Annotated in this window: 30 protein-coding genes; 18 read left to right on the top strand and 12 right to left on the bottom strand. The window is 69.5% G+C overall.

Features of this window, described 5'->3' with window-relative positions; all coding sequences use genetic code 11:
- Window positions 1–340 precede the first annotated feature (340 nt).
- The 3 genes from OG883_RS44755 (at window position 341) to OG883_RS44745 (ending at window position 1,889) form a co-directional block, all read left to right on the top strand.
- Window positions 341–790, top strand: coding sequence for a hypothetical protein (locus OG883_RS44755; protein WP_266554404.1), 450 nt, complete (start codon window positions 341–343; stop codon window positions 788–790).
- A 70-nt stretch (window positions 791–860) separates the two neighbouring features.
- Window positions 861–1,181 (top strand): hypothetical protein, encoded by a 321-nt coding sequence (locus OG883_RS44750; protein WP_266554402.1) that lies wholly within the window; start codon window positions 861–863, stop codon window positions 1,179–1,181.
- Between the two features lie 237 nt (window positions 1,182–1,418).
- Complete coding sequence (locus tag OG883_RS44745) at window positions 1,419–1,889, top strand: hypothetical protein (RefSeq protein WP_266554400.1); 471 nt, start codon at window positions 1,419–1,421, stop codon at window positions 1,887–1,889.
- A 343-nt stretch (window positions 1,890–2,232) separates the two neighbouring features.
- On the opposite strand, the gene OG883_RS44740 is transcribed toward OG883_RS44745, so the two are convergent.
- Window positions 2,233–3,084: a DUF4238 domain-containing protein gene (locus OG883_RS44740; protein WP_266554398.1), complete on the bottom strand. Its 852-nt coding sequence runs from the start codon at window positions 3,082–3,084 to the stop codon at window positions 2,233–2,235.
- Window positions 3,085–3,351: 267 nt separating this feature from the next.
- On the opposite strand from OG883_RS44740, the gene OG883_RS44735 reads away from it, so the two are divergent.
- Window positions 3,352–3,978, top strand: a complete 627-nt coding sequence (locus OG883_RS44735) for a hypothetical protein (RefSeq protein WP_266554396.1) — start codon at window positions 3,352–3,354, stop codon at window positions 3,976–3,978.
- Window positions 3,979–4,027: 49 nt separating this feature from the next.
- Here OG883_RS44735 and OG883_RS44730 read toward each other — a convergent pair whose 3' ends face one another.
- The 5 genes from OG883_RS44730 to OG883_RS44710 all read right to left on the bottom strand — a co-directional run bounded on the left by OG883_RS44730 (window position 4,028) and on the right by OG883_RS44710 (window position 8,511).
- A complete protein-coding gene (locus tag OG883_RS44730; RefSeq protein ID WP_266554394.1) occupies window positions 4,028–4,447 on the bottom strand; it encodes a hypothetical protein in 420 nt (139 codons plus the stop codon).
- 53 nt (window positions 4,448–4,500) lie between these two features.
- A complete protein-coding gene (locus OG883_RS44725; protein ID WP_266554392.1) occupies window positions 4,501–5,082 on the bottom strand; it encodes a hypothetical protein in 582 nt (193 codons plus the stop codon).
- Complete coding sequence (locus tag OG883_RS44720) at window positions 5,079–7,241, bottom strand: hypothetical protein (protein WP_266554390.1); 2,163 nt, start codon at window positions 7,239–7,241, stop codon at window positions 5,079–5,081. The genes OG883_RS44725 and OG883_RS44720 overlap by 4 nt, the downstream gene beginning before the upstream one ends.
- A gap of 38 nt (window positions 7,242–7,279) precedes the next feature.
- Window positions 7,280–8,056: a hypothetical protein gene (locus OG883_RS44715; RefSeq protein ID WP_266554388.1), complete on the bottom strand. Its 777-nt coding sequence runs from the start codon at window positions 8,054–8,056 to the stop codon at window positions 7,280–7,282.
- Window positions 8,057–8,229: 173 nt separating this feature from the next.
- Entirely contained in the window at window positions 8,230–8,511 is a 282-nt protein-coding gene (locus OG883_RS44710) for an HU family DNA-binding protein (protein ID WP_266554386.1), read from the bottom strand.
- Between the two features lie 530 nt (window positions 8,512–9,041).
- Here OG883_RS44710 and OG883_RS44705 point away from each other — a divergent pair.
- The 8 genes from OG883_RS44705 to OG883_RS44670 all read left to right on the top strand — a co-directional run bounded on the left by OG883_RS44705 (window position 9,042) and on the right by OG883_RS44670 (window position 13,732).
- The gene (locus OG883_RS44705) at window positions 9,042–9,527 is read left to right on the top strand and encodes a hypothetical protein (protein ID WP_266554384.1); all 486 of its coding nucleotides are present in this window, start codon (window positions 9,042–9,044) and stop codon (window positions 9,525–9,527) included.
- A gap of 72 nt (window positions 9,528–9,599) precedes the next feature.
- Complete coding sequence (locus OG883_RS44700; RefSeq protein ID WP_266554382.1) at window positions 9,600–10,109, top strand: hypothetical protein; 510 nt, start codon at window positions 9,600–9,602, stop codon at window positions 10,107–10,109.
- Window positions 10,110–10,177: 68 nt separating this feature from the next.
- Window positions 10,178–10,921, top strand: a complete 744-nt coding sequence (locus tag OG883_RS44695) for a hypothetical protein (RefSeq protein ID WP_266554380.1) — start codon at window positions 10,178–10,180, stop codon at window positions 10,919–10,921.
- A 246-nt stretch (window positions 10,922–11,167) separates the two neighbouring features.
- On the top strand, window positions 11,168–11,773 hold the full coding sequence (locus tag OG883_RS44690) for a hypothetical protein (protein WP_266554378.1): 606 nt from the start codon (window positions 11,168–11,170) through the stop codon (window positions 11,771–11,773).
- Window positions 11,774–11,818: 45 nt separating this feature from the next.
- Entirely contained in the window at window positions 11,819–12,274 is a 456-nt protein-coding gene (locus OG883_RS44685; protein WP_266554376.1) for a hypothetical protein, read from the top strand.
- 67 nt (window positions 12,275–12,341) lie between these two features.
- A complete protein-coding gene (locus OG883_RS44680) occupies window positions 12,342–12,548 on the top strand; it encodes a hypothetical protein (RefSeq protein ID WP_266554374.1) in 207 nt (68 codons plus the stop codon).
- Window positions 12,549–12,693: 145 nt separating this feature from the next.
- Window positions 12,694–13,185, top strand: coding sequence for a hypothetical protein (locus OG883_RS44675; protein WP_266554372.1), 492 nt, complete (start codon window positions 12,694–12,696; stop codon window positions 13,183–13,185).
- Between the two features lie 67 nt (window positions 13,186–13,252).
- Window positions 13,253–13,732 (top strand): hypothetical protein, encoded by a 480-nt coding sequence (locus OG883_RS44670; protein WP_266554370.1) that lies wholly within the window; start codon window positions 13,253–13,255, stop codon window positions 13,730–13,732.
- 265 nt (window positions 13,733–13,997) lie between these two features.
- On the opposite strand, the gene OG883_RS44665 is transcribed toward OG883_RS44670, so the two are convergent.
- Window positions 13,998–14,741 (bottom strand): nuclease-related domain-containing protein, encoded by a 744-nt coding sequence (locus tag OG883_RS44665; protein WP_266554368.1) that lies wholly within the window; start codon window positions 14,739–14,741, stop codon window positions 13,998–14,000.
- 450 nt (window positions 14,742–15,191) lie between these two features.
- On the opposite strand from OG883_RS44665, the gene OG883_RS44660 reads away from it, so the two are divergent.
- Window positions 15,192–17,849: a hypothetical protein gene (locus OG883_RS44660; RefSeq protein WP_266554366.1), complete on the top strand. Its 2,658-nt coding sequence runs from the start codon at window positions 15,192–15,194 to the stop codon at window positions 17,847–17,849.
- A 428-nt stretch (window positions 17,850–18,277) separates the two neighbouring features.
- On the opposite strand, the gene OG883_RS44655 is transcribed toward OG883_RS44660, so the two are convergent.
- The 4 genes from OG883_RS44655 to OG883_RS44640 form a co-directional block, all read right to left on the bottom strand.
- Window positions 18,278–19,234, bottom strand: a complete 957-nt coding sequence (locus OG883_RS44655; protein ID WP_266554364.1) for a hypothetical protein — start codon at window positions 19,232–19,234, stop codon at window positions 18,278–18,280.
- Complete coding sequence (locus tag OG883_RS44650) at window positions 19,231–19,452, bottom strand: hypothetical protein (protein WP_266554362.1); 222 nt, start codon at window positions 19,450–19,452, stop codon at window positions 19,231–19,233. The genes OG883_RS44655 and OG883_RS44650 overlap by 4 nt, the downstream gene beginning before the upstream one ends.
- A gap of 5 nt (window positions 19,453–19,457) precedes the next feature.
- Window positions 19,458–19,988, bottom strand: coding sequence for a hypothetical protein (locus tag OG883_RS44645; protein ID WP_266554360.1), 531 nt, complete (start codon window positions 19,986–19,988; stop codon window positions 19,458–19,460).
- A 313-nt stretch (window positions 19,989–20,301) separates the two neighbouring features.
- Window positions 20,302–21,009, bottom strand: coding sequence for a hypothetical protein (locus OG883_RS44640; protein ID WP_266554358.1), 708 nt, complete (start codon window positions 21,007–21,009; stop codon window positions 20,302–20,304).
- A 227-nt stretch (window positions 21,010–21,236) separates the two neighbouring features.
- Here OG883_RS44640 and OG883_RS44635 point away from each other — a divergent pair, with 227 nt between their 5' ends.
- The 4 genes from OG883_RS44635 (at window position 21,237) to OG883_RS44620 (ending at window position 23,804) form a co-directional block, all read left to right on the top strand.
- The gene (locus tag OG883_RS44635) at window positions 21,237–22,028 is read left to right on the top strand and encodes a hypothetical protein (RefSeq protein ID WP_266554356.1); all 792 of its coding nucleotides are present in this window, start codon (window positions 21,237–21,239) and stop codon (window positions 22,026–22,028) included.
- 123 nt (window positions 22,029–22,151) lie between these two features.
- Window positions 22,152–22,400, top strand: a complete 249-nt coding sequence (locus OG883_RS44630) for a hypothetical protein (protein WP_266554354.1) — start codon at window positions 22,152–22,154, stop codon at window positions 22,398–22,400.
- Window positions 22,401–22,565: 165 nt separating this feature from the next.
- Window positions 22,566–23,060, top strand: coding sequence for a GIY-YIG nuclease family protein (locus OG883_RS44625; protein ID WP_266554352.1), 495 nt, complete (start codon window positions 22,566–22,568; stop codon window positions 23,058–23,060).
- Between the two features lie 126 nt (window positions 23,061–23,186).
- Window positions 23,187–23,804 (top strand): hypothetical protein, encoded by a 618-nt coding sequence (locus OG883_RS44620; RefSeq protein WP_266554350.1) that lies wholly within the window; start codon window positions 23,187–23,189, stop codon window positions 23,802–23,804.
- 167 nt (window positions 23,805–23,971) lie between these two features.
- On the opposite strand, the gene OG883_RS44615 is transcribed toward OG883_RS44620, so the two are convergent.
- Window positions 23,972–24,430, bottom strand: coding sequence for a hypothetical protein (locus OG883_RS44615; RefSeq protein WP_266554348.1), 459 nt, complete (start codon window positions 24,428–24,430; stop codon window positions 23,972–23,974).
- A gap of 296 nt (window positions 24,431–24,726) precedes the next feature.
- Between OG883_RS44615 and OG883_RS44610 the strand changes: the two genes are divergently transcribed.
- Window positions 24,727–25,716, top strand: coding sequence for a hypothetical protein (locus OG883_RS44610; RefSeq protein ID WP_266554346.1), 990 nt, complete (start codon window positions 24,727–24,729; stop codon window positions 25,714–25,716).
- The last annotated feature ends 7 nt before the right edge of the window (window positions 25,717–25,723 follow it).

Raw genomic sequence — 25,723 nt, 5'->3', positions numbered from 1 at the left:
TTGCCGCTGCACAGGGATTTCGTGGTCTGCCCGAAGGGGGTTGAACCCCAACGCGCCCCAGGTGGGACTGCGGGCCTGCCGCTGCGGGGCCGGAACCTCGCTTCGACATGGAAGACAGTACCCACATCGGGGGTGTGCGTCAACTTATTGGGGTCACCTTGAGTCCATGGGTCGAGCCACCCCAACGGAAGGGCGCCGTACACACCACGGCACCGCAAGACGCGCGACCCTGTGCGCCCCAACCTCCAGGTGACCCTATTAATTTGATTCTGATGGCAGGATGGAGTACATTGGAGATATGGGCCTGCCTTGGCCCTCCCCCCGGACCAGGAAGGCTGCCTTGACTGCCACCTCGCGCTCCTCCAGCGACGACCGCCCGTTCACCTCCGGCCCTGTTCCCTTGGAGCTTCTTCCGTTCCTCCCGGAGGACTTCCACGACGGAGGTGACGCCGACACGTGGCTGGCGCACATTGAGCCCTGGGGATGGACCGGCATCCGGGACTGGGGCACCGATGGGTGGGACCTCGGCAACTGGCCCTACCAGGCGGTCGCCCTCTACAACTCCCCGTTCGAGCTGTGCTACGCGCTCGCGGTCTACACGGAGGGCGACGTGAGCGTCGAAGCCTGGGCCACCCGCGAGGAGCGCGACTCCTCGGTCGATTCCCTCGCCCTGTCCTACTGGAGCCACTCCGACCGCGGCCCGGCCGATGCGCCCGACCCCAGCACGCCGCCCAGCGAGATTCCCGCGCAGTTCCGCGGCCCGTACGTACCCGGCGACACCGCGACCTGACCTTCCTGCCCGCGAGCCTGGCCACCGCGGCCCGTCTCCCGCCGCCAACCGCCTGAGAGAACGGAGCAATATGCCCGCGACCGACGACCTGCACGACACTGAGCGCACGACCGAGGAACTGGCCGAGGTCATGTTCAGCGGCAACGTCATCGAGGTGTTCTTCGACACGCTGCTCACCTTCCGTGTCTCCCTCAGCGGCGTTGACGTCTTCGTCCGCCATGCACTGAACGCGGAGCAGATCGCCGACTTGACCGCCGGCGTTGGCCACGGCGAGGTGCGGCTCGCCATGCCCCTCGCTGCCCAGGCCGGCGGCCCGCTGGTGGTCGATCCCGGCGAGGCTGCGCTTCTGAGCCGCGCCCTCGAAGCGCGGAACACGCTCCTCGGCGGGTAGCCGATCCTCCGCGGCATCGAAGGGTGACCTGTGACAGCGATCGTTGACCGATTGCCACTGAAGGCTGATGGATGGCCGTTCGTGTCATCGAAGGATGACCGCGCAGGTCAGCGGCCCGGCGCTGCTGGTTCTGTTGCAGCGCGGCAGTGGAATTGCGGGACTTACCTCCGCCGCTTCGCACGCCGCGAGACGATGAAGACGCTCTTCGGCGACACGGCACCCCTGCGGAGGAACTTCGTGGCCAGGATCCTTCTCACCACCGACCACGTCCACGGCCCGGGGCGCCGACGGTACTCCCCGCCCGCCGCCTCCGAAGAGAAGAGGCAGGGCGCTGTCGTCGGCCTGGTGGCGCAGCTCTACGACGCTGTCCTGGACAACTGCGCACAGTGCCGGCAGGAACTGCTGGCCCACCTCGCGAACGATTCCGCGACCGCGGGCGTGCTGGTCGGCTGGGCCTGCCTGATCGTCTCCGAGACGTACGGCGGAGTGCCGGAGCTCCTCCTGGACGGAAGCGAGCGGGACGACGCCCCTTTCCACCCGACCGCCGCGTTCCGCGCCATCGCCTGCGCCTACGAGGACACCGGATCCGACGGCGTACACGCCGCCTGCGAAGCGTGCACCGGCGAAGAACGGCTGGACGCAGCGCAGACAGCTCTCGAACTCGTCGTCGGTCTCGCCGACTTCGGAACCGACTTCATCAACCAGTGATTCCTTATCGAAGCGCCCTTGTCTCGTGTCGACGAATGGTGATCGCGTGCCACGGCGCCCTGTCCTGCGCGGTCATCCTTCGATGACACGAACGGCCATCCATCAGCCTTCAGTGGCAATCGGTCAACGATCGCTGTCACAGGTCGAAGGGCTGAAGCGGCTGCTCTCCATCTGTTCGCGCAGGTGGCGCAGTGTCACGCCCGGCCGCGTGACAGCGAGCGTGACACCGTGCGTGACACCTTTCCGTTCCCCTCGTCCCGACGTGGGGCGATCTACGTCCCGTGCCCTTTGACACTGGACCTGGACCGTTCGCCAGGGAAGTTGGACAACCCGACGTGGAGGCTCATGCGCCGGGGTGGCCCATGCCCTCCCACCGGACTTCCCCGCGCCGTGGTCCCGGCAACTCGATCCCGTGCAGCGGATCATCCTCGGGATGGTGGAAGATGCAGTCGCGTGCCCACTGAACGGTCGCAGAGTTGAAGAGGCGGGCCAGCAGAGCATTTCCCCGCATCATGCGGTCGCCCTCCGGGCTGGTCCCGGGCGGCCCGATGAACAGCGCCGTACGGCGGGCCAGCGGGAGGTACATTCCACCGGGTGACATGAAGCCGGCGGCAGTCCGCGGTGTGACGCCCTCGTCGGGCAGTACCACGACTGGGACGTCGGAGGTCGCGAGTGTTTTCAGCTTGAAGTCGAGGATCGTCCAGGCCCGGTTGCAGAGTGCTGCCGCCCCCTCGGGCAGGGCCTCACTCACCATCGAAGCGCCGTGCAGCAGCGGTACGTCAAGGTCCTCGAACTCCGCCGGAAAGGTCAGGCCAAGGATGTCGGGCAACTGCGCGACCATGCTCGCGTAGAGGTCCCGCGCCACCGGGACGCGCATGAACTGGAACGCGATGAAGAAGGCGAGGGACAGCCGATCGTCGTTCGGAAGAGGCCACCGACGCTTCTGCGGATCGATCAGCCTGAGCAGCGGCTGGGCCGCACGTCCTTCGATCTTGGTGGCTATCTCCTCGACGTACAGGGTCTCCTCGCCATCGACGGTGAAGCGGTGGAAATGGTTCTCCGCCGCAATCGTGTTGATCCGGGCCGTGTTCGACGTCTGTTGGGCAAGCCGCACGACCTGCGTTCGGTTGTCCGCGTCCGCGAAGTTCCGCAGGTACATCTGCGGAACATAGTGGTGCTTCTTAGGCTTGCTCACCAGCACATCGTGCCACCGGTTGACGGCGCGCCGGCTGGGGATTCAGAGCAGTGCTGTGCCCTGTCTGGAGGCGGAGACACAGATCCCGAGCCGGCATCGCCCCTGCCGGCGGTTCCCTGTCACCGTGCAGCGGGCGGGGCCCGGAGCCCGGCGCGCCAGTAGCCTGGCCAACTGTCCTTTGCAAAGTGCGACGTTAGTTGGTGAGCGGCAGTGGCGCAGGGAACGACGGCGGCGACGGCATGGGTGGTCGCGGGCACTCGGAAGCGGATGAATGACGCCCTCGGTGTGGAGAAGAGCCGCCGCATCATCCTTTCGTCGGGCTCGGATTGGCAGACCCGGGGTCTGTCGCGCGAGGGCGCTGCCGCGGTTCGTGACCGCTGGCGGCTGGAGGTGCATCGTCTGCGCGGGTCAGCGGAGTTGCTCGACACGATCGATACCCTCGCGGCCTGCGGCATCGGGCAAGAGCTCGAGGAGCGGCGATGGTCTCGGGACTGGCCTGCGGTTCCCTCGGAGGCTCGGGCCCTCGGCGGCCGGTGGCCGGGATCGCGGACCGGCGGCTTCGCGGAGAGCATCCCGCTGCGCCTGCCCAGCGATCTTGCCGAGCGGGTGCTGGCTGCCTGCTGGCATACGTCGGTCGAGTCCATCCGGAAGATCCGCAGGCGGCGTGACGCATATCCCGGTCTCGTCCCGACGGCTGCTGCGCCCAGCGCGGAAGAGCTATCCACGCTGCCGGATCCCTTGGCTGAGTACGAGCGGCTTGCTGCGCAGGTCACCACCGTCGGCGACATCTACCGGTCCGGGATCGAGCGGGGCATCAAGGCAGCGCGGTTGCTTTCCGCTACGCGCTACCCCGAGCACGACAGCACCGACGGCGAGCCCTCGCGGTCCGCCTGACATCAGCCCGCCCCCGAGGGGCTTCGTCGACGGCTCGTCGCGTCGGCGGCTAGAAGAGGACGTTGTCGTCCGTCGGCGGCACGGCGCGTTCCGTGGTGGGCGGCCGGTAGTAGATCTCCACCCAGCCGCTGCGCCGGTAGGCCGTCATCTCGTCGCACTGCGGGCAGCGCACCGCGTAGTGGGTCTTGCACCAGTACGGCCTGCCCTGGACGCGCGCCCACTTGGACCGCTGGCCGAGGCGGGACCGCTGGACGCGGACCAGGGTCGGTTCGGGCGTATACCAGGTCTCGCCGAACGCTGTCGCCAGCGGCCCGGGGAAGGCGCAGGTCGTGCACGTGGGGTCGATGTGGGTGGCCTGGAGAGCCGGTTCCCACCGGCCCCAGCGGATCTCTCCCGCCTCCGGGTCGGCGTCGGGGAGCGCCGGCAGGATGCGGCGCACGGCTCCTTGCGCGGTCGGTGCGGTCTCCATCCGGTCAGTCTGTACTACGGCACTGACAGGGCGGCATGCCGTTCGGCGGCGGCTCACATGCCCTTGAAGGTGACGTCGTTGATGTTGAAGGTGAAGTCGCTGGGGCTGAAGCCGCCGGATACGCGGCCGCCGTTCATGTAGGTGGCAATGCCCTCCGCGATGACCACCTCGATCTCGGCCTCGTCCATGGTGCGGGCCAGCTTGGCGACCTGGCTGCTGGTCAGGTCGATGGGGATGTCGCGGCTTCGGAGCGCGCTGGAGCCCTGGATGTCGAAGCTGGTGGCGCGGTTGACGGTCGCGCCGTAACCGGAGGGAAGCCCCTGCCGGTCGCGCTTTTCCATCTCGCGGGCACGGCGTTCGCGGCCCCGCGCGGTGGTCTGCACCTCGGTGGCCTCCTCCCGCAGCTGGGCGGCGTTCGAGCCGCGCGGAGTACGGGTGCCGTCGATCCACCGGCCAACGGTGCGCGGGGTGACGTTGTAAGCGGCGGCCATAGCGGCCGTATTACCGCCGTACTTACGATCGCGGACGTGCTCGGACTGCGTCGTGGCGCGCGCCGGGGTCTTGCGGGAAGGGAAGAGCACTTCCTTGACCTTGGCGTTGGCTCCGGGGGTGGGCGTGCTGTCCTGACCGCTCATGCGCTCGCGGCCTCCTGCTTCTGCTCTGCGGCGGCGATGGCGGCGCCGTCAGTGTCGTAGGCGTGGGTGAGGCGGGACGGGTGGTCGTCGCTGCTCATGAGCTCCACGATGGCGTCCATGGGGATGCTCGACTCGTGCTTGAACTGGCCGGGCCCGATGCCGAGTCGAAGGACGCCGAGGACGGGCTTGCCGTTCTCCGGCGGGGTCAGCAGTTCCAGCGGCGACGGCTGCTCTGTGGCGTACAGATAGGAGTCGACGTTGATCGCGAAGGGGGCACGCCCGGTCTTCTTGTACGTCTTGCGCATGCGCCGGTGGTTGGCGATGCGGGCGGCGGAGATGATGTGGAAGCGCACTTCGGGCCGGTAGGACCAGTTGGCCACGATCTCCTGGAGCCACACCTCGTCGTCGAGGTGCTGCGCTCCGTCGGTCCACTTCCCGATGCCGCCCTTGTAGATCGCCTTGTAGAGGCCCGCCAGCACCAGGGCGTCGGTGCGCTCGAGGTCCTGGGCGTCGAGGTCCTTGTGCACCGCGTACGCGGCGAGGAACTCCTCCGGCTCCTGTCCGTCCTTGAGGCCGAGCAGGGCGTAGACGCGCTTGTACGCCTCGCGCAGCCGGACCGTCCATTCCTTGAGGAACGGCACCGTCAGGGTGGACAGGTACGCCTCGGTGATGGTGGCAGGGTCGAAGCCGTACTCGGTGACCATGTAGGCGACGGTCGGCGTGGCATACCAGCCGGGCCCGGCGGGGGCTTCGCCGTGGAACGTCGCCGGGTGTGGCAGCAGGGGGTCAACCTCGACGTTGGTGAAGTCGCACCACCACAGCCCGGCGGGGGCCGACTTGGTGTCCCAGACCGGGTCGGTGTGGTGCTCCAGCGGGCCGACGGGGAGCCGCAGGGACATGGTGACCGACAAGTACGAGGCGCACACGTCGCACGCGACGGCGTACGGCATGGCCGCTTCGGCTTCTGTGAGCGGCCTGGCCCACCACTTGAAGTCTTCTTCTTCGCACAGTGCTTCGCCGCGCTCCTGGAGGTCGCGGGTCAGTGGGTGGCGGGCGCCGGCGGCCGGAGGCACGACGGTGTCTCCGCCGGGCAGTGCTCCGTCGCGAAGCCGGGAGCGCCACTCGCCTCCGTCGTCCTGGAACGGCTCGGAGCGGGGGCGGACGGAGTCGAGGAGCAGCTTGCTGGTGGTGGCCGGGGTGATGCCGGGTGCGATTCCGAGATCGGCGACGTAGGTGCGGATGCGTCGGGCAAGGGTCAGCGCGTCGAGTTCGCCGGTGGGGGTGGTGGCGAGCTGGGCGATCAGTGCGCTCGTCACCTGCTGCTTCTCGCTGCCCTGGCCGATCCACGGCGTGATCACCACGCGCAGGGACGACTTCGGGCCTCCCGCGGCCCCCACGCGGCGGAACGCGTGGAAGATGGGGCCGATCTCCTGGGAGAGCTCCATGCCGACGCTCGCGGCCGCCGTGGTCAGCTTCTTCGTGAGCGCGGCCAGAGCCTTCTCGGTGGTCGGGAACGAGGCGGGCAGGCCAAGGGCCTTGAGCGCTGTCGCCGACAGGCACACCATGCCGTCGCCCGTCCGGCCCGCGTCGTGAACGCGGTCGATGCGCAGCGGCAGGCCGGTGCCGAGCCAGGCGAACCAGTCCGTGAGCTTCGTACCGGCAGGCCGCGGGACCTGGGCGACGTCCAACTCCCAGCCCTCGGCGCCGTGGTCGAGTGCGACGGCCGGCCACCGGCGCGGCGGATTCACGGCCGGAGGGGCGCTGCGTCCGCTGCGGGCCGGGGCACTCCGCCCGCCGGATCGCGCGCCTCCCGCTTCAGCGCGGCCACGGTACGCGGAAGTAGGGCGCGGGCTGGCGGGGTGACGCACGGGCTGTTCCTGCGCGGGCTTGGGGCAGGCGGGTTCTGGGACCGGATCCGGGTGCGCGGCTGCCGCTGGGGCGGCCGCAGCCTGGCTACGCCGGGCGGCCTCGGCTTCCTCCTCGGCGCGACGGCGGCGGAGACGCTCGATGGTCGCGGCGCGGGACTCAGCGGTGCACTTCTCCGGGCAGCGCTTCCACTCCCACAGCATCTGCTCACCGTCGACGTCCCATACGACGACGTAGCCGGGCCGGTCGCTGCCAATGCAGCCAGCACACCCGGCGAGGCGTGCCTCGGTCATCGTCTGTCCTGCCCTTCCGGTCGTCTTTCAGAGGTTCGTCACGTGTTCTGGGGTGCTGCGATACCGAACATCTGCTCGGCGGGGGCGAGTTGCGCGGCGGCTTCGGCCGCCTGGCCGCGGGCGTCCTGATCCGCGGGGAGCAGGCGGTCGAGCTCTCGCTGGGCCGCGGCTTGTATCCGTGCCGCGCTGACAGGCTTACTGCCGGCCAGGCCGGGGATGTTGAGCGCGATGCTGGTGAGCAGCGCGTTGATCGCGTCGCCGTCACCATGGGCCTCGCCAGCGGCTCCCGCCGCGGCGTCGGCCAAGTTCACCGCCATGGTCAGGTAGTTGACCTGGTCCGTTCCGGGGGCGAGGAGTCGCTGTTGCAGCGGCCAGTCGGAGGAGACGAGCACGGAGCGGGCGGAGCGGAAGGTCTCGGTGTGCAGCGCGGGGCACACATGCGTCCGCGTGCTCCTGCGGCTTCGGAAGCTGCGCTCCTCGTCCCGTCGGAGGCTTGCCATGCGGGACGCGCCCAGGGGCGCGCCACCGAAGAAGGCGTCGTGCACGGTCCGGATGGTCTTCTGCCTCGCCGGTGCCCCGATCAGGGTCAGGGTTTGCAGCACCTGCTCGCGGACGGATTTCAGAGGCCGCGGTGCGGCGGGCGCAGCTGGGGAGTCGACGGAGGCGCCGAACAGCGCGAACCAGTCGTCCTGCGCAGCCTCCAGTCGCGAGCGTAGCTCGGAGAGGCGGGCGGAGCCGGAGGTCTCGGCTGCGGTCCGCATCTCGGTCCGGAGCCGGGACATCTCCCCTTCGATCGCGTCCAGCGCCTCATTCATGCAGCACAACATACCAGTGTTTTCTCATGTATCCCTGTGTTTTCTTATATTCGCTCGGCGGGGCCGGGTCCTTGCAGCGATGGGGCGGCCCGGAATCATCCGGGCCGCCCCATCGGCAGCTCAACGGCGGGCCGGCGGGCTCGGACGCCCCTGCCGATCGCCAGGAAGGCGGGCTACTGGCCCTTGGCGGCGTCCTTGAGCTTCGAGCCCGCGGAGACCTTCACGCTGTAGCCGGCGGGGATGGTCATCGGCTCGCCCGAGGCGGGGTTGCGGCCTTCGCGGGCGGCACGGTGGGTGCGCTCGAAGGTGAGGAAGCCGGGGATGGCGACCTTCTCGTCGCCCTTGGCGACGACGTCGCCGACGGTCTCGGCGAGAGCGGCCAGCACGGCGTCGGCGTCCTTGCGGGTCACCTCGGCGCGATCGGCCAGCTGGGCCACCAGCTCACTGCGGTTCATATGGGGCTCTCCATGTTCGTTCTGCCTGTGCGGCTGCGACCCCTTCATGCTGCCAGGCCCCACTGACAATCCCGCCCCGCACCACGGTCCGGGCCCGACGTCCGGCTGGGGGCGAGGTAGTTGCCATCTGGGCGCGACGTCCGTCACCGGTTGATTCTGCGGCGCGCTTCGCCTGGTCGCCGTACGCGGGTGCATGCCCTGGTGACAACTTCGGCGCCTACGAGGTGACAACCATCGCGCTCAGCCCGACGCTCGGACCAGGTCGCCGGGAGCGACGGTGCCAGTGGCCGCGCTCAGCCACACGACGGCAGCCTCGGGTCGGCGAGGCCCCTTCTCGGCCACACCACCGACGACCCGAATAATTTGACGCATAATTGAGTTGTGCGTTAACTTTTCAGCGTCGCCTGATCGTCTCCGCGACCCGCTCCACGCACCCCACCCCCAGCCGCCTGCCCTTGGGACGCATCCGACCGCCTTCGGCCGCTTGCCGTCCGAGCAGATCCGGCCGCCCTCGCGAAAGGACTTCGACCATGAGCTCGTCCGCCATATCGCTCCTGCCCCGGATCCGGTTCACGCTGAAGCGACCCAGCCTTCCCGGGCGGGCCAGCCACGCCCTTCTGCAAGACGACGCCTGGAAGGCGATCGCCTTCTCCGTCGACCGCGCGGCCGCCGACGTCCTGCCGCTGAGCGCCTCCGGCGCCGGCAGCGTCGTCGCCGGAAGCCGGGCCCTGGCCTCTCTCGTCGGAGGTCGCTTCCTGCTCGAGCGCGTCCACGAGCGCAACGAGCAGCGCATCGGCGAGGCCTGGACCCGCCGGGAGCGGCGGCAGCGGCGACGCGCGGCCGAGGACCTTCGCTCGTACCTGAGCGCCTTCCAGGAGGCCATCGCCTACGCCCGCCGGGTCGCTGACGGCGAGCCGGCGGCTGCAGAGCTGCCGGCGCTCCTGCAGGGCGGCCCGCGTCTGCGGCTGATCCAGCGCTTCCGCGAGGACCGGCAGGTCCTGGCACAGACCGTCTGACGACTGCCCCGCTCTGGAGAAAGGCACGACGTGAACCGTCCTGACCCTCACGCCCTTCCTCACAGCTCCGTCATGGCCCTTCGGGCCGTGTTCGACGGAGTCCGCCACGCCATCGACGCGGCCCGGACCGTCGCGCTGGCGACCATGGCCGACGCCGCAGGGGGCCATCTCCGCCAGTACAGCGGGATTCCCGGCGCACTGCACACCGTGATGACCTCGGGCCTGGGTACGGCCCGGATCGTCCCTGATTCCCAGGGCAACCGGGCCACTCTGGACATCCGTGTCAGCCCCGCGGCCTACGAGCAGATCCGGGAGCGCCTGCAGGAGGAGTGCTTCCACGACGATGCCTGCGACTGCGAGCAGGACCCTTGGCCCACCCTGGCATCCCTGGCCCGTGATGAGCAGATGGAGATCCTCAACCTGGCAGGCGACGGCCTCGGGACAGCGACCCGCTCACCGTTCGGCCGCGGCGATGTCCATCTCAAGCTGGATGACGAGAGCGTCTTCAAGGCCGCCGAGGTCCTGCGCATTGCCGTCGCGCTCGCCCCACAATCCCCGGCGGACGAAGCACCCCGCTCGTAGTCCACCCGACGCCCGACCATTCACCCGCCACCTCCACGAGGAGAAGACTCATCTCGGACCTGCAGGCTGTGCGCGCCCTCTCCGACGGCCTTGGGCGTGCCCTCGTCGACCTCTTCAACGGCCACGGCATCGAGGGCGGCGGCTGGACCCATCACGCCCCGGAGCGGTCGCACTTCTGCTCCACCACCCTGTTCCACCCGTCCGGGATCGGCATCGGGATCCGCCACGGGAACAGGCACCGCAAGGGCGACGCGGGTCGGCGTCTGACGGTCGAGGGCATCTACCCGCTGAGCCATTCCGGGCCGCGGGCAGAGTCGATCACGGTTGGGATGAGCCAGTCGCCGGCCCGGATTTTCAGCGAGATCAGACGGCGCGTACTGCCTGACTACCTCAAGACGATCAGCGCGGCGCTCGAGGCCGCCGCCGACTCCGAGCGGGCGCGGCAGGCCCGGATGGCCATGAAGCGCCGCCTGGAGCAGGTCCTGCCGGATCTCGGGCACCGCGCCGCGTCACACCAGGAGCCTCCGAGCCTGCCCAGGTCGCACCGGCCGGACGCCGAGGCCGGTCTCCCGGACCGGCCCGCCGTCGTCTCCTGTGGGGTGAAGCTGCGGCACGACGCGACGAGCATGGACATCACGCTCTCTGACGTGCCCGCCGAGCTGGCCTTTCGGCTTCTCGCGCTGCTCGACCCGCGCACGGCCCTGGAGGGAGTCATCGTCCCGCACGAGGGGGCCCCTCCGGCGATCGACCACGCCCCGCACACCATCCAGGGCGAGGTCATCGGGCCCGGCGAACAGTCTTCCCTGCCATAACCGGCGGCCCTCAACGGCCTCCTGTTCACACGGAGCCGATGACCCTATTAACTTGATCAAAGAGTGGCTTTGGATTAAACTAAGAGCGTCAACCTGGTTGGGGGCGATCTTCCGAGAGCTCCCCCTGGCGTGACTCATCAGCCCGCCGTCCGGTGCTCTCCTAGGCCCGCCGGACGGCTTCCTCCGACGGGCCCGCCCAACCCCCCGGGCGGGCCCGTCGGCCCCTGACCGCCGCAAGGAGCCGACGTGCCTGATTCAGGACTTCGCGAGGAACACACCACCGCCCGCGACCTCGGTCCCTACGGCCGGCTCGACATCGCCGCGCGCACCGACGTCCGCTCCGGAAGCGTCCTGTACCGGCTCCACGGCCCACACGTACGCGGCTGCGTGATGCTCTCCCCCGCCGCCTCGGCGGACGACCCCACCATGCCCGACCAGGGGCCCGCCGAACTCCTCATCAATCCCGACAAGTTCGCACCCGCCTTCGCCCTGCACGAAACTCGGCCGCTGTCGGTGAACAACATCCTGCTCACCGGACCGGTCCGCATCGCCTGGGAGAACGCCCCGGACTTCCGGCCCCTTCGCCGGGGCAAGACCGGACGCCCCGAATGGCTTCCGCCTCGCACTCACCGGCACGCACGGGCCGTCCTCGACGCCGTCCTCGATACCTGGCGCGAGCGCCAGGACCTCGACGAGCTGACCACCGCCGCCCGGCGGCAGGCCGCACAGGTCTTCCTGAAGACCTACACCGCCCAGCTCAGCGCGCGTCGCGAGTCGGCGATCCGCGCGCTCATCGCCGTGACCGACGCCGAGCGCCGTGTCAACGAACTGCACGCCCTGGTCACCGCTTAGCCCCCGCCGCCCGTCAGCCGACTCCTCAAGAGAACGGACTCCTCCATGCCCACGACCGCCCAGGCCGACCCGGCCGTCTCCGCCGTCCGTGCCGCGCTCGATGCAGCCGGCCATGAGCTGAGCGAACTCCGCGTCTTTCGCCCCGACCACGGCGCAGAACACCTTGTCGTCCAGTACAACCCCCTCAGCTCCGACACCTGGGAGCTGGAAGAGGACCAGAACGCCGCCTACTCCAAGACGCTGCGCCGTGCGGGATGGGAGAGCGCCGTCGATCTCGGCACCCTGGTGTTCATCCCCGACGTCCCTGCGCCTGCGACGGCCCCGCGGACGTTCGTCGCGACCTGGCGCATCGCCATCGACGACGTCGCCGACGTCCAGCAGGCCGCCGACGAAGCCCGGGGCCGCCAGCTCGACCCCGGCATCACCGAGTCCTTGTGGACGGTGACCGACGCCGTGGGGCGTACGAGGACGGTCCACTGCACCGATCCCGACCTGACGTGATGCACGAGCCGGACTGCCACGACGGGCGCACCAGCCGCTTCACCATCAACGAGAAATGAGCACCCCTGTGCCTATGTTCCTTGCCTCCGATGCCGATCTCTCCAGCGTCACGGAGCTGCCCTGGTGGCTCCAACTCATCATCGGACTGGGGCTGCTGTTTGCCGCAGGCGGGCTCCACGCAGCCGACAAGCGCATGGACTCCGACTTCCTGGAGCTCGGCGCGGTCGTTGTCGGCTTCGCCGGCGTCTATGTCGTGGTGTCCGCAGTGCTGTGACATCGAGCCGCGCCTCGCCGAGCCGCGCAGCAGCCGCACCCACTGCCGCCGGGCTCCGCTGAGCCCGGCGCCCGCAGCGCCGGTCGCCCCGCCGTGCACCCCAGCCCAGGGGCGGCCACCCGTTCATCCTCTTGAAGGAGGCTTTGTGCACCTCAAGCCCGAGGCACCTCGTCAGGCCACCGCCCGCGAGGTCGAGTACCTCAAGGCCGCGTCGGTCCACCAGTACGGCCACCTCCCGCCGCGGGTGTCGCCCCGCCTGCTCAAGGCCATGCTCGACGCGGAGTTCATCTACCGCGAAGATTCCGACGGATACCGGCTCACCAACGTCGAAGCACTCGCCTACACCGGGCCGACGACCTGGCGGATCACCTGGACGGGCCGCCGCGCCGCGCTGAGCGCGGCCCAGTGGCGCGACCTGACCGAACGGGTTGAGGAGAACGGGGCCTTCACCAACAAGGTCCACTGGGTCACCCGCAACGGGCTTGCCGTGCTGGGCCTGGCGGAGTACCGCGACGACCACGGCGTCGTCCAGCCGAACGACGGTGGCTCCGGCGTACACGGACCGCGCTTCCGGGCCTTCCGCACCGAGCTCGGCCACCGCGTCGCGCAGCTGGCCGAGGCCGACACCGTCAAGTGACCTCCCTGGGGGCCGTGGACCGCGTCCGCGGCCCCCAGGCGTTCCGGGCCGTCCCGTGAGGAGTTCGTTGAATACCCGCACCTTCACCGTCGAGGAGCTCCGTGCCGTCGGCGTTCCCCACGACCTTCCCGAGCACGCCGCCGTGGCCGACTTCCATGTGTCCAACGGCTGTTGGGCGGAGACCCGGCGGTGCGTATTCCGGCACGAGGGTGCCTTCTGGGCCGTCGACTACGATCAGCCGCTCACCGAGCAGGGCGTCGTGGACCACGGATGGGACCGCAGTGTCGAGGCCACCCGGGTCGTGTCCGCACGCGTGCCGACCACCATGTGGGTGCCGGCCGACGCCGGAGTTGAAGCCGAGCCTGCCGTGGACGCCTGGATCGCCGAGGTCCGTCACCCGGCTACCGGCCGATTCCGGTTCAGCTACCGCGACGACGAGTACGAGTTGGCGAAGGAGCGAGTGCACGAGCGCCGGCGGCACTCCCCCGAGGCCGAGGTACGCCTCGTCCGGATGACCATCACGTACACCGTGGTCAGCCCGGACTAGTTGCGCGCCCCGCGCGCACCGGCTGCAGAAAAGGCTGTGCCCCGGGCCGCGTACTCCTGGGAGCAGAGGCGGACACCGGGGCCTACCAAGCTGTGCCCCGGACAGTGTGCGGGGGGGGATCGCAGTGACTGCGACCCGGGGCTCACATACATCACAGTAGCCACAACTGCTTCTCAATGCACGTGAATTACATCGTTGCGGGACGCGTCGGCGTCGAAAGCAGCGCCGCGCGGCACACCCGCCGGCTTCGCCCGCTCGTTGTCCGTCAGCTGGCGGGCCGGAGTTGAGTGTCGGCGAGCCGGTAGGCGCCGGCGATGCGCCTGCGGTTCCAGCCGGGCTCCTTGGGTAGTGCGCGCAGGAATCGCCGTAGCTCGCTGGACTGGATGATCGTCACCCCCTGGCTGATCAGTCCGCCCGGAGGGACAGCGGCGTAGTGGACGGCGACGACGGCCTGGACAGGGTGGCCGAGCGCTTCCGCCACCCGGCTGGCCTCCCACAACACCGTGTCGATGGAGTCCTTTTGGGGGTGGTTGCCGTACCAGAGCTTCCCGCTCCGAAGGTGGACCTTGGATTTCTTCGACTTCCAGGTCTTCGTGTCGACGTAGACGGGCCCGCACTTGCCCAGGACGATGTGGTCGAGGTTGGCGCGGGACCGGGGTATTCGGCGGTCGTGGAGGACTGCCCACCGTCCGAACCCGCACCAGACGAGTGGAGCGAGGATCCAGCGCGTACGCCGCTCGCCAGCGGCGCCGGTGGCCCAGGTACTGCCCTTGCTCCGGTAGATGCGGCGCAGGGCGAGCACCGCCGTCACCGCGGCCACCGCGAAGCCCGCCTTCCAGTCGGTCACGGCCGCCACAAGGAACCCGATGCCGAGCGCCACCGGCGCCACGAGCAGCGGGATCGCCCAGGCCGCAGTGCGGTGCTGCTTGCGGCGCTCGGCCGCGCGGATGGTGTCGGCCATGGCCTGGGCGCTCGCTCCGGCGCCGGGTCGGCGCCTCGATCGCGTCATGGGCATGCGGTCTCCTTCAAGATCACGCAGGTGCGGAGACGGCGATGGTGCGCGTGGCGGGCTGTGGACAGAGTCCGAGCAGACGTCGGCGAAGCGGCAGTAGCCGACCGCAAGGCTTGACCAGGCGAGGGCAAGATCGCACGCCTCGTGGTGCCGGTGTATCTCAGGCCATCCCGCCATTTTGTCCGCGACCGAGGCACACCACAGGAGGATCGGCATCAGCGGACACTGCCCTGGGCGGGGAGGCGCCCGGATATCATCGGGCGAACGCACTTCACCGTGAAGCGTGCCTTGCTCGGACCCACCTCCGGGCTCTGGCGAATCCAGCTGCCGCTGGGAGGTGACGCACAGTGGTGACGTCCGGCGCTTTTGTCGTCCTTTGACCGCCCCTTGCGCACTCTGGCGTTGGTCGTGGTGGGACGGCGTGACGCGGAGCGTGCAGGAGCTGTCTTGTCATCGAAGAACATCACCAACCGCCAGCAGATCGCACGGGCCCTCAACAAAGCGACCGGCTGCGGCTACCAGCGGGCTCTGGAGCGCGTCATCGACGCCGCCGAGCGCAACCTGCTCCCCTCGGTCCTGGACGCGGCCGGCCGCGCGGAGGCCGTCCGGATCCTCGCCGACCTGGCGGCGGCCGAACCTGCCCCGGGCCCCCTGCTCGCCAGGGACTATCTCAAGGCCCTGCTCTCGGAGTTCCGTCTCCTGGGATGGGGCGCCGGTCACCATGAGCCGGATCTGGAGGCCTTCGGCCTCACCTCTTATGCGGGACCCGTCGCAGGCCTGAACCTGTCCGTGGGACGTGCAGACGACAACGACGACGGCGAGGAACTCGATCCGGATGATCCGGAGGAATCAGACCTGACCCGGCCGCTGTATCTGATGTCGATGTGCCCGTCGGGCAACGCCACCACCGAGGACTTCGAGGACGGCGTCGCGGACTGCTCCACCGAATCCGTCCGCGTCACCGCGCGCCGCATGGACGCCAAGCTCGGAGAAACTCGACTCGGGCGGGTCCGGGGCGCGGAGGAGTGGTCCACCACGCCGTGCCCGATCTGCGGGGACCGCTACCCCGAGCACCACCTGCTGAAGAACTCCCGCAGTGCCGAACCCGTCTGCCCTGCCTGCATCTTCGACGGCGACCAGGGATATCGCACCGACCTGCCGTACCTAGCGGTCAACCTCGACCGGCTCCTTCACGACGACCTGGCCGCGCCGGCGGGATGGGACGCTGTCGCAGCCGTCCTCGCCCTGTCCTGCGGCCCCGACCTGGGGGCCCGGCTCGACCGCGAGCTGAAGAAGCGCGGCGGCTGGCCGTTTGTCATGGAGCGCTGGGGTGAGCCGCTGGAGCGGTCCTGGATCTGGCTCCCGCCGCCCGCTCACCGGCACGAGGCGTTCAAGGACCTGGGCGCCGGCGCGACGGTGGCCGCACTCGTCGACGCCGTCGACCGGCACGATCCCGCCGCCCGCGCCGCGGCGAAGGCCCTGTGCCGCGAGTCCGGAGTGCGCTGGAGGGACAGCCTGTGGCCTGCCGCCATCGCGTTCGCGGTGGCCTTCACGACCCAGGGCTTTGAGCGCGACCGCCACCGCACCCCCTTCCACGTCGTCCACTCCTTGAGTGACGGCCTCGAGCAGACCATGAAGCCGTTCGCTGTCACCGGGGACGCCTCGAACATCGAGTACGGGCTCGAAGTACTCCTCAAGCACCAGCTGTTCCCGATGCTCCTCGGGCACGGCCTCGAAGAAGAACCCGACGATCCGCGCCGCCGGTACGGGGCGCAGGACGACGACAGCCGCCCCGCCGCGTCCTCCACCGATGCGCACCTCAGCCACGGCATCGACCGCGCGAACCAGGTCGCGGTCGTCCTGGGCACGATCCCGTTCGCTGCGCCCGGTGTTCCCATCTGGGACGGGGCAGCGGCAAGCGGTGGCGATGCCCAGGGCCTGGGCAGTACGGCGCCGGCGAACGACTTGTGCCGGGCGGTGCGGGACGAAGCCCGCCAGCAGGTGGCCGAGGCCCTCTACGACCTCGACGGATGCGAGGCGGTCGATGCCGAGCAGGCGTGGACCCGCAACGGCTGGTGGATTCCCTCCGACCATGCCGTCCACGCGGTGCGCCAGGCGCAGCAGTTCCTCGGCGTGAAGACCAGGGTCCTGGCCTTGTGGTTCGGGCCCGGTGCGCAGTTCCCCGAGCCCGCACAGATCTGCGTCGACATCATCGGCGTGAACGCGCACAGCACCGGCCCCCGCGATGTGCCGTGGCTGCAGGTGTCGGACGGCCGCTCCGTGTTCGGCCTGACGCTGTCCGACGTCGCCCTGATCCGCCGGGCCGAACCGGGTCACGAACTCACCGACGTCTGGCCCTCCGATCGCGCCGCTGCCCGTGAGGACGAAACGACGGTGCACGAGACGAGCACGAACCCGGGTTCGGCGGACGGGGCACAGCCCACGCTCGATGAACTGTCCCTGCTGACGAACCAGTTCCTGCACCTGGCAGGGCACCGGCTCGGCGAGGGATGGAAGGAAGTCGACACCAAGGCGTACGCCGCCCACCAGCGGCTCGAGAAGGCGCTGGAAGCCGAGTACACCGGGTTCCTGGCCACGAGCGTCAAGGTGTGGATCAACCTGTTCGACACCGCGCACCCCTGCCCGAGCGGGAAGACCCGGGCCCTGCCCGCGTACGCGCTGACCGGCAAGCCCTACGAAGTGGAATTCGACGTCCACAAGCATGACCCGTCCTGCGGCTGCGGCCAGGAGTACGGTTTCGGCGAGTTCTCCGACCGCGTCTGCCAGCTCCTCATCGTCCTGTGCCTGTACGGCGGGCTAATCGAGGTCCACCCGATGATCCAAGCCGCGGCCGCAGACGATCCGGACGAGCGCGAAGTCGAGCTGCGCGACATCACCTGGGAGGTCGACGGACCCGACGGCTACGACTTCCGGGAGGTCCAGCGCCGAGTGATCCGGGACATGGACAACGCCGACTCGAACCGGAACACCGACACCAACCCGGCTTACATTCCCCCGTACATGGCCGCCGACGGCTGGTACCTGCCCGAAGGCGGAACCTCCATGATGTTCCACGGACGCCGACACGGGGACGAGACGGGCTGACCCGCAGCTGCCCGCAGGGACGGTTCACAAGGCCGGGCGTCGCGGTCCGACCGCGCTGGCAGTCCGTGAACCGCCCCCACGAGCGCAGACGACGCTGCCCGGGACGCCTGGGCGTCCCGGGCAGCGTGCAGCGTCTCGGAATCTCCTCACCCGCTTCTTGTCGCCGCCGGGCAGCGGGTCGCACAGCACGAGCACCGCGCCGACGGGGAGTTCGTAGGAGACGCCGGCCTCAAGCCAGTCCCCCAGGCAACACATCGCGCCGGACTCGGCTTCGTTCAGGGCGCGCAGCAGCGCAGCAGCTTCCTCCAGGGTCTGACCGCGCCCTCGTCCGCCGTATGGATCGCGACGGCGTACTCCTTGTCCGGCATCCCGGCCACTCCGTCACCGACGGGCCGCACTGACAACGATGCCTGGCCTGCTGAATGCGGTCAGGGTGAGTCCGTGGATGGTCGGCTCTCGCCTCGGCACGCCTCGGCAATTCGCTGCTTCCGGGGCCGCGGGTAGGAAGTGGCGATGATGGGCGTACGGCGGGGGCCGATTGCACGGGCATAACGATGGTTTCCCCCGTGATGCACCACGGTGGCGCCAACCGCTTCGAGCGCTTCAGCAAGCCAGTCACGGCCGGGTTGCCCCGGGCGGCGGCCCGGAGCGCCCAAGTCGGTGAGGCGCTTTTCGGCTCCGCGGTGGCCGACTTCATCGCGGCGGATCTTCGCGGCACTCCGATCTGAGAACACCGTGGCGTCCGGCAGGACGGTAAGGCGACGCGGGCGTGTGCGTCCCAGGTATGCGAAGTCCTGGGCTGCGTACACGTGGCCGATGTGGCCGGGACTGATCAATTCGGCGCCGTGGGGAGTGTGGCGGACGCGCGGTTGTGGATCTGAGTGGGCTACGACGCCGCGTATCCCTCGGCGAGCTGCTGCGGTGAAGGCCCTCGCGCAGAACCATGATTCGGCGTTGGACTCGGCACGGTCGAGGAGCACGAGCCGGTTGAGTTCGAGGGTCTCGGTGTAGCGGGCGGCGCCTTCGAACACGTCGAGCACGGCTCCGTTCATCGGGATTCCGAGGGAGAGCACGCCCAGGAGGCGGCCACCGGCCGGCTCACCGGGGCCGGGGAGCTCGTCGACTCGCTGCAAACCAAAGACGAAGCGGACCGGCGGCCAGGAGCCGCTGTAGTGGTGGCGTTCGACGAAACGGCGAGCGGGGCCTTCCGCGATCACCACGACACGGTGCAAGTCGGGGTCGAAGCCGCCCTCACTGGTGCGCCGCCAGGTCGGGGTGCGCTCGTGCCACCGCTGGCAAAGGTCCTCGGCGCCCGGAAGCTGGAAGGCTTGCTGCTCGGGTCCGGTCAGGGCGTGACGGCGCGGTTCGGTCTGGAGCGGTGTCACTCCTCCTCCTGCTCGCGCTTGGCCCCCGCTGACAGGCCCTCGAGGTAGCCGGCCTCGGCGCCGTGCCGGTAGCCGATGCCCACGGCCGTGGCCAGGATGCGGCGCGCGTGCTCCTCGGCCTGCTCGGGTTCCACGCGTTCATCGCCGCGGAGCAGCGCGGCAAGAGCTTTGATCGCGGGCTCCCCGATGCGGGTGGGAAAGTCGGTGCGGCCTGCCACGGCGCTCACACGTCAGTTTCGGCGGAGGGCGTGGCCGACGCCGGTGCCCACCAGATGGTGGTGCCCAGGCGGCACTGGAAGTGCGTCGCGCCCCCGGTGTCCGGGAGGCTCAGGTTGTACAGGCCCTCGGTGTTGTAGCTGACGTCCACGAGGGTCTCCTCGGTCGGCTCGACCGCGCCCCGGAGGGCCTTGCCGCCGAAGACGATCTGCAGATTCCTGGTGCGTGCGCTCGCCCCGGTCTCCGTGAGCGGGGTCTTGCGCCACCGGCTCATGTCCAGCTCGGGGGTGCGGGCGATCTCTCCGTTGCCTGGGTAGAGCATGACCCAGTTGGAGCGCTCGGGTGCGGCCTCGCGCGCGCCGACGTGAACGAGCCAGCCCTCCCCGCTGCCGTTGTCGTGCTGGCCGGTCTTGGGCTCCGGCGCGGCGAGCAGGTAGCCGGCGCGGGTCACCTGGTGGCCACGGGTGTCCACTCCGGTGGCGTGGACGTGTTCGCCCGCAGACAGGGTGGCGACCGCTATTTCCAGATCAGTGTGCATGGAGGAACTCCTCGGTGGTGAAGGTGTTTGTGATCGCGTGCAGGGATCTCGCCCGTGGCGTGACGGGCAGGTACGTCCAGGCAGGTCGGCGGCCGGGTCTCGGTGGCGCGGTACATCGCCGGGTGCCGCTGGCCGCGATACGGCTGGCGGGGATTCGACGGCGAACGCAGGGGTGCGCGGACCGTCCGGGCTGAGTGACTTCGAGTACGCGGCGAGCCGGGGCACCTCCGCCGAGGGCGGGGAGGTCACCCACCGGTACTGCGGCGCGCCCAGCCCAGGCGGTGCCGGTCGGCACCGCCTGGGCTGGGCGGCGCTACGGCTGAGGGAGGCTGAGGACCACGATCGTCGGGGTCTTCGACTGCGCCGCTGCGGCGATCGCCGCGGTCACCGCCTCGTTCAGGGTGGTCGGACCGGTTGCCTGGCTCTCGTCGAGCTGGGCCGCCGTGACGGGGGTGGGCGCCGTCGCGGAGGCGTCCGGCTGAGCCTCGTGGATGACGCGAAGGAGATGGCGGACGAGGAACTCGGAGTGGGTGCCCAGCTGGGTGGCCGTCCGTCCTGCGTTCCTGATGCGGCGTGCGATGGCCGTCATCTGGCGCGGGGTGAGGCTGTCGATGAGGTCGGTGGTCAGGTGACCGTCGAACCTGTTCCAGAACGCGTCGAAGGCGATCGTGATCGCCTGGTGGAGGTCCTGGGTGAAGTCCGCGACCCACGAGGGCTGGTGGACGCTGCGGCTGCGGCCGGAGGGCTGAGCCGAGTGAAGGGCGAGCAGGATCTCGACGATCAGGTCGGCGGTCGGGCTGCCGTCATCCCGCACCGTCGGAGCCTTCTCGTTGATCCGGCGGGCCGCGAGCGCCATGTGCTCGTGCGTGAGGGTGCTGACCTCGCGCGGTGTGATGACGCCGCCGAAGTGGCTGGTCCGCAGTTCCGCGGCGGTGAGGAGTGCCTTGCGTACCCGGTTGTGGAACTCGTGCGGGTTGTAGATCTCCTTGTCGAGATCCTGGGCAAGGGGCAGGTGAATCATGAAACTCCCGGGTTCGGGGAGCGAGGGAACCCCCTCGCGTGACCCATATAGCTTAAGCTACACTGCCACTTTCAGTCAACTTAATTGAGTCATGCGCAGTGGTCATCCGCCCACACCGCATGCCTCGCGCGGTCACAACAACGGTTGATTCACGCCCAGTTCGACCGCACCACGCCCTTCAGCACCCGCTCGCCGGCAGACACCCGGCCCGCCCTACGGGGGAACCGATGATCTACACGACCCAGCACCCGCCCAGGAGAGCGCGCCCGGCGTTCCTGATGCTGCCCTTCGCCCTCGCGGCCCGCGTCTTCCGGCCGGCCCGGCCCGGCCGGCTAACCGACGGGACGATTGAAGCCGTCCAACTGGCACGGACGGTCATCGGGATCGCGGCGACGATATGGATGATCTACGCGTACCCGATGCAGCAGTCGATGTCCTCGTTCGCCAAGGACAAGGTCGCCGAGATCTTCATCAGCACCGGCGTCTTGGTCGTCGTCGGCCCCCTGGCACTCGTGCTCTTCGTGGCCGCGGCGCGTGCCCCAGGCCGCGCCGTCTACATACGCCGGCTATCAGGCCCGATGACGGGCTTCGCAGCGCTGTTCGCAGCCGTGCTCGTCCTGTTCCTCCTGCTGCAGAACAGCGGCGGCGCCCGCCTGGCTCCGCAGTTCGGTGCGTTCCAGATCGTCTTCCTCCTCGTGGCCCTGGCGGCAGTGCTCTTCGCCGTTCCCTTCGGGCTCGCGTCGGCGGTGCTGTGCGTCCACTACGTCTTCCGCACCGGCGACGTCCACGAGGTTCTCCCCCCGCTGCTCTCCCCGCTGCTGGTCTGGGTGCTGTTCGGCTTCCAGCTCGCCGACGGATCTCCCGTGGCGGCGCCGCCGGCGATCCAGCTGCTCTTCCTGATCGGTCCACCGGTGTCCGTCAGTCTGCTCTCGCTGTTTGAACTCCGTCGTCTGCGAACCAAGTTCGGCGTCACGGTCCTCGGAGCCCTGCACCGCGGGCGCCAGCCGGCGTACTGGTAGAGCCCCGTCCCGGCCAGCCGACCCTCTGCTTGACCGGTGCAGCGGTCGCCACCGCCGCTCGCGTGGCACAGTGGCAGCAGCCGCACTCCTCGCCCGCCTCATTCCCGAACCTGGAGACAGCGCATGCCCGACGAACACACGGAGCGCACCTCGGATCCCGTCCAGAACGACGCGGCGGCCCCCACCCCCAGGCGGCTCCCCCTCGCCTTCGGGATCACCAAGGGCGGTCGGCCCAAGTACGACGAGCCCGGAACACCCGGCTCGCTCTCCCGACTGCTCGCCCTTCAGATCGCCACCCAGGGGACCCGCGTGCACGTGGTTGACGTCGACGCGCAGGGCACCGCCACCCGCCCCCGGTGGGTGGATCAGTAGCCGAGCCCGCCGCACGACGGCACGAGGCCCCCGCAGCCGGCCGGACGGCGCGGGGGCCTCGTGCTGCGACGGTCGGATTCAGGGCCCGCCGATGTTGCCGCGTCGGTGCACTCGGATGGCGGCTCCCCCATGGCCTTGTCACCGCGCCGCTCGCACGGTCGGTACATGGGAATGGACCTGATCATCAAGGTATTGCACATCACGGAGCTCCTGCCGGCGCTGCGCGAGCACTTCGCGGACACACCAGACGCCCCGCAGGAGTTCACGCAGGGGCAGATCCGCCCCGGCTCGCCCGGGGTGTACGTATGGACCGACTCCCGGGGCGCCGTCCTCTACATCGGCTGCGCACTCTGCCTGAGCGCGCGGATCCAGGACCAGGAGGGGTGGGTCGCCGAGTACATTCCTGCCGAGCGGTGGACGCTCAGCGTGATCCATATGCTCAAGGAACACCAGGCCCGGGTGTCGTGGGTGGAGACGCCCGACCACGAAGAGGCACTGGAGCTCGAGCGCCGGCTGATCGAGTGGCACCGGTCCGAAACGGGCGTGGCACCCCCCGCGGTGGGCTGGGAATGCAAACTGGGAAGCCGACGCGAACGGGCACAACTCTGGGCACAAGCCCTGTGGCGTCATGTCCAGGACGTGGAAGCGCGCCTCCCATAGAGCCAGTTGGTGCTGCGCGGCCGGACTCTGTCCACAGGTCGACGGCCGGAGGCTCAGGGACGTCACTGACCGCTGCTCCCCGCGCACCGACTGGGCGTTCCCGGAGCACCCCAGGCAGGAGTTCCTGTGCCGTTCCGAAAGACCATCCTCCGTACCGCCGCGCCGATCGCCGTTCTCGCCCTGGGGCTGACCGCATGCGATGGAGGCGACAGCTCCGACTCCGGGAAGTCGAGCGAGAAGCCGGCCGCGGGCAAGAGTGAAGCGAGCGTGTCACCGCGTGATCCGGCCGTCGGCGAACTCGCGCCGGGCAAGGCCGCCACGGGGAAGGTGAAGGAGGGCAGCCAGAACGTCACCTACAACGTGGTCGCCGAGAAGGTCGACGTGGGGACCGAAGCCGAGGCTCAGAAGCTCGTCTCCGACAAGGAGGCGGCGAAGGGGCTGGTCCTGGCCGTGGCCCATGTGAAGTTCACGCACAAAGATGGCCCCGCGCTCACGGATCGTTCCGAGGCGAACGAAGGCACGACCATCTGGGCCGACGGGAAGCGGGGCGCCCTCCTGATCGGCGCCGCGGACACGGGCCCCGGCTGCGAGGACCCGTACGACATCAAGGGCTGGAAGGCGGGCGAGAGCCACACACTGTGCGAGTCGTACCTGGTCCCGGCGAACGCCAAGTCGATCGAGGTGCACTGGTCCGCGAACGATGAAGGCGACCCGAACATCTGGAAGTTCGCGAACAAGAGCTGACCGGGGAACCACTGCGCCCTGTCCCACCGGGAAGTGACCCGCGGGCGACGATGTCTTCAGGGCGCCGCGGCTCTACAGCTCGATCCGCCGCATGACCGTATGACCTGGCCCCCGTAGCCGAGCGCCGCGGGGGCCTCCTCCGTGGCGGTGCACCAGACGGCCATCGTTCAGCCGGCCCTGCGCACCAACGCAAGGTCTCCTCCCCCGCGTTCGCGCCGGCGCAGCTCACGGTCGTCTCGTCCTTGGAGCCAAGAGAAGACTCGTGCGCCCCGCTCGTCGTCGTCCAGGTACGTGGCAGCCTCTGTCATCTGGTGTGCGTGGTCGCGGTAGTGGTACGTCACCACGGGCAGGAGCTCGCCGGCACTCCGGCCGGTGACCGCCATGACGTACACATAGTCCTCGCCCTTCCACAGCCCCCCGTGGCCGCCGCAGGCGCGCGCGATCTCGGTGCGGGTGAGCAGCATGGTGTGGCCGAGCGGCGGCTTCTTGTCAGGCGAGGGCCAGTAGGTCCAGACGTCGCCGGCCTCGTGGCGGCCCACTGGTGTCGGGCAGACCCAGGTGTTCAGAGAGCCGTCTTCCAGGAGGTCGGCTGACCAGCCCGCCACCCAGCCCAGGCCCGTCTCCACGGCGTGGTGGTAGCGGACGCTGAGGGAGTCGGGGGGAATGACGTCGTCATTAGTCGCGGCAATGGCCGTGTCCCGCAGGAGCGGTGTCGCTTTACAGCGGGGCAGTCGAACGGTGCTGCACGAGGCGGGCCCGGGTCATGGTGTCGCTTTCTGGAGTCCAGTCGCACCCGGCATCGTGACAGACGTCACACCCGTTCTGGCGACGTGGCTCGCGGTCCCGGCGCACGCCGCCGACGACCGGGGCCGCCGAGGGATCGCCATGCGAGCTGTCAGTGCGCGGCGGCATCATGAGAGCCGTGTACGAGGCATTCCAGCATCGCGTCGACCGTCTGATCGTCCAGCACCCCGAGTTCGCCTGCTCCCTGCGCGCCTACGGGTACGAGTCGGTACTGCCGCGGCTCCTGGAGCGGGAGCGCCCGGTCACGGAGTACGTGGTGCGCTGGGCAGTTGCCCGCGTGTCTGCAGCAATCAAGCTGCTCAAGTGGGCACGGGGCCAGCAACTCGCCCTTGACCAGATCACCCAGGAGCACATCGACCGATGGCTCACCGAGGGTCCGTGCACGCGCCACAACGTACGCGACTTCCTCGTCTGGGCCGCCGAGGACGGACGCGCGCAGCCCCTGCTCGTCCCCCACCGCGACAAGCCCGATCCAGTCGGCATGCGGGCCCGTGCGCACTGGGTGGCTCTGCAGCGATGTCTTCGGGACGAGTCCCTTCCGCTGGAAGTACGTGTTGCCGGCGGCATCGTCCTCTTTTACGGGCAGCAGGTCAGCCGGGTGGTCGCGCTCCGCTGCGACTGCCTCCAGCACCGCGAGGACGGCAGCTACCTGACTTTGGGCGAGGTCCCCGTCCTCTTGCCGCCGCCGCTGGCCCGGCTGATCGGCGAGTTGTCCTCCCGCATCCTCCCGGCCGAGGATCACGCTCCATCTGCCGCGTCGCCGTGGCTCTTTCCGAACCCACTCAACGCCGCACAGCACCGATCCGCCCACTCGTTTGCCGCCCAGCTCAACGCGCACGGCATTCGTATCAAGGCTGGCCGTGTCACGGCGCTGATGAACGCGGCCTTGGATGCGTCCGTCGACGAGCTGGCGTCGAAACTGGGCATCCATCGCATCACGGCCGCGCACTGGAAGCGCCTCGCCAACCGGGGGCGGACCGCCCCTGCCGCCGTCCCCTCGCATCGCTCACGCGCTCGCGTTGCCGCGCCTTACGTGCCTCCACTCAGCGTTCCGCCCGCCGACCCTGGCGTTGCGCTCAGGATCGAAGCGGCTCTGCGCGAGGCGTGAGTGCGAC

Origin of the sequence: Streptomyces sp. NBC_01142 (assembly GCF_026341125.1) — a bacterium.
Taxonomy (GTDB): domain Bacteria; phylum Actinomycetota; class Actinomycetes; order Streptomycetales; family Streptomycetaceae; genus Streptomyces.
This window is presented reverse-complemented; position numbering and strand designations above follow the sequence as displayed.

Coding starts and splice junctions, on each gene's coding strand:
- OG883_RS44750 (WP_266554402.1), top strand. CDS start 861: ATGCCCGCGACCGACGACCTGCACGACACTGAGCGCACGACCGAGGAA.
- OG883_RS44735 (WP_266554396.1), top strand. CDS start 3,352: ATGAATGACGCCCTCGGTGTGGAGAAGAGCCGCCGCATCATCCTTTCG.
- OG883_RS44730 (WP_266554394.1), bottom strand. CDS start 4,447: ATGGAGACCGCACCGACCGCGCAAGGAGCCGTGCGCCGCATCCTGCCG.
- OG883_RS44725 (WP_266554392.1), bottom strand. CDS start 5,082: ATGAGCGGTCAGGACAGCACGCCCACCCCCGGAGCCAACGCCAAGGTC.
- OG883_RS44720 (WP_266554390.1), bottom strand. CDS start 7,241: ATGACCGAGGCACGCCTCGCCGGGTGTGCTGGCTGCATTGGCAGCGAC.
- OG883_RS44715 (WP_266554388.1), bottom strand. CDS start 8,056: ATGAATGAGGCGCTGGACGCGATCGAAGGGGAGATGTCCCGGCTCCGG.
- OG883_RS44710 (WP_266554386.1), bottom strand. CDS start 8,511: ATGAACCGCAGTGAGCTGGTGGCCCAGCTGGCCGATCGCGCCGAGGTG.
- OG883_RS44705 (WP_266554384.1), top strand. CDS start 9,042: ATGAGCTCGTCCGCCATATCGCTCCTGCCCCGGATCCGGTTCACGCTG.
- OG883_RS44700 (WP_266554382.1), top strand. CDS start 9,600: ATGGCCCTTCGGGCCGTGTTCGACGGAGTCCGCCACGCCATCGACGCG.
- OG883_RS44685 (WP_266554376.1), top strand. CDS start 11,819: ATGCCCACGACCGCCCAGGCCGACCCGGCCGTCTCCGCCGTCCGTGCC.
- OG883_RS44665 (WP_266554368.1), bottom strand. CDS start 14,741: ATGACGCGATCGAGGCGCCGACCCGGCGCCGGAGCGAGCGCCCAGGCC.
- OG883_RS44645 (WP_266554360.1), bottom strand. CDS start 19,988: ATGCACACTGATCTGGAAATAGCGGTCGCCACCCTGTCTGCGGGCGAA.
- OG883_RS44640 (WP_266554358.1), bottom strand. CDS start 21,009: ATGATTCACCTGCCCCTTGCCCAGGATCTCGACAAGGAGATCTACAAC.
- OG883_RS44635 (WP_266554356.1), top strand. CDS start 21,237: ATGATCTACACGACCCAGCACCCGCCCAGGAGAGCGCGCCCGGCGTTC.
- OG883_RS44630 (WP_266554354.1), top strand. CDS start 22,152: ATGCCCGACGAACACACGGAGCGCACCTCGGATCCCGTCCAGAACGAC.
- OG883_RS44625 (WP_266554352.1), top strand. CDS start 22,566: ATGGGAATGGACCTGATCATCAAGGTATTGCACATCACGGAGCTCCTG.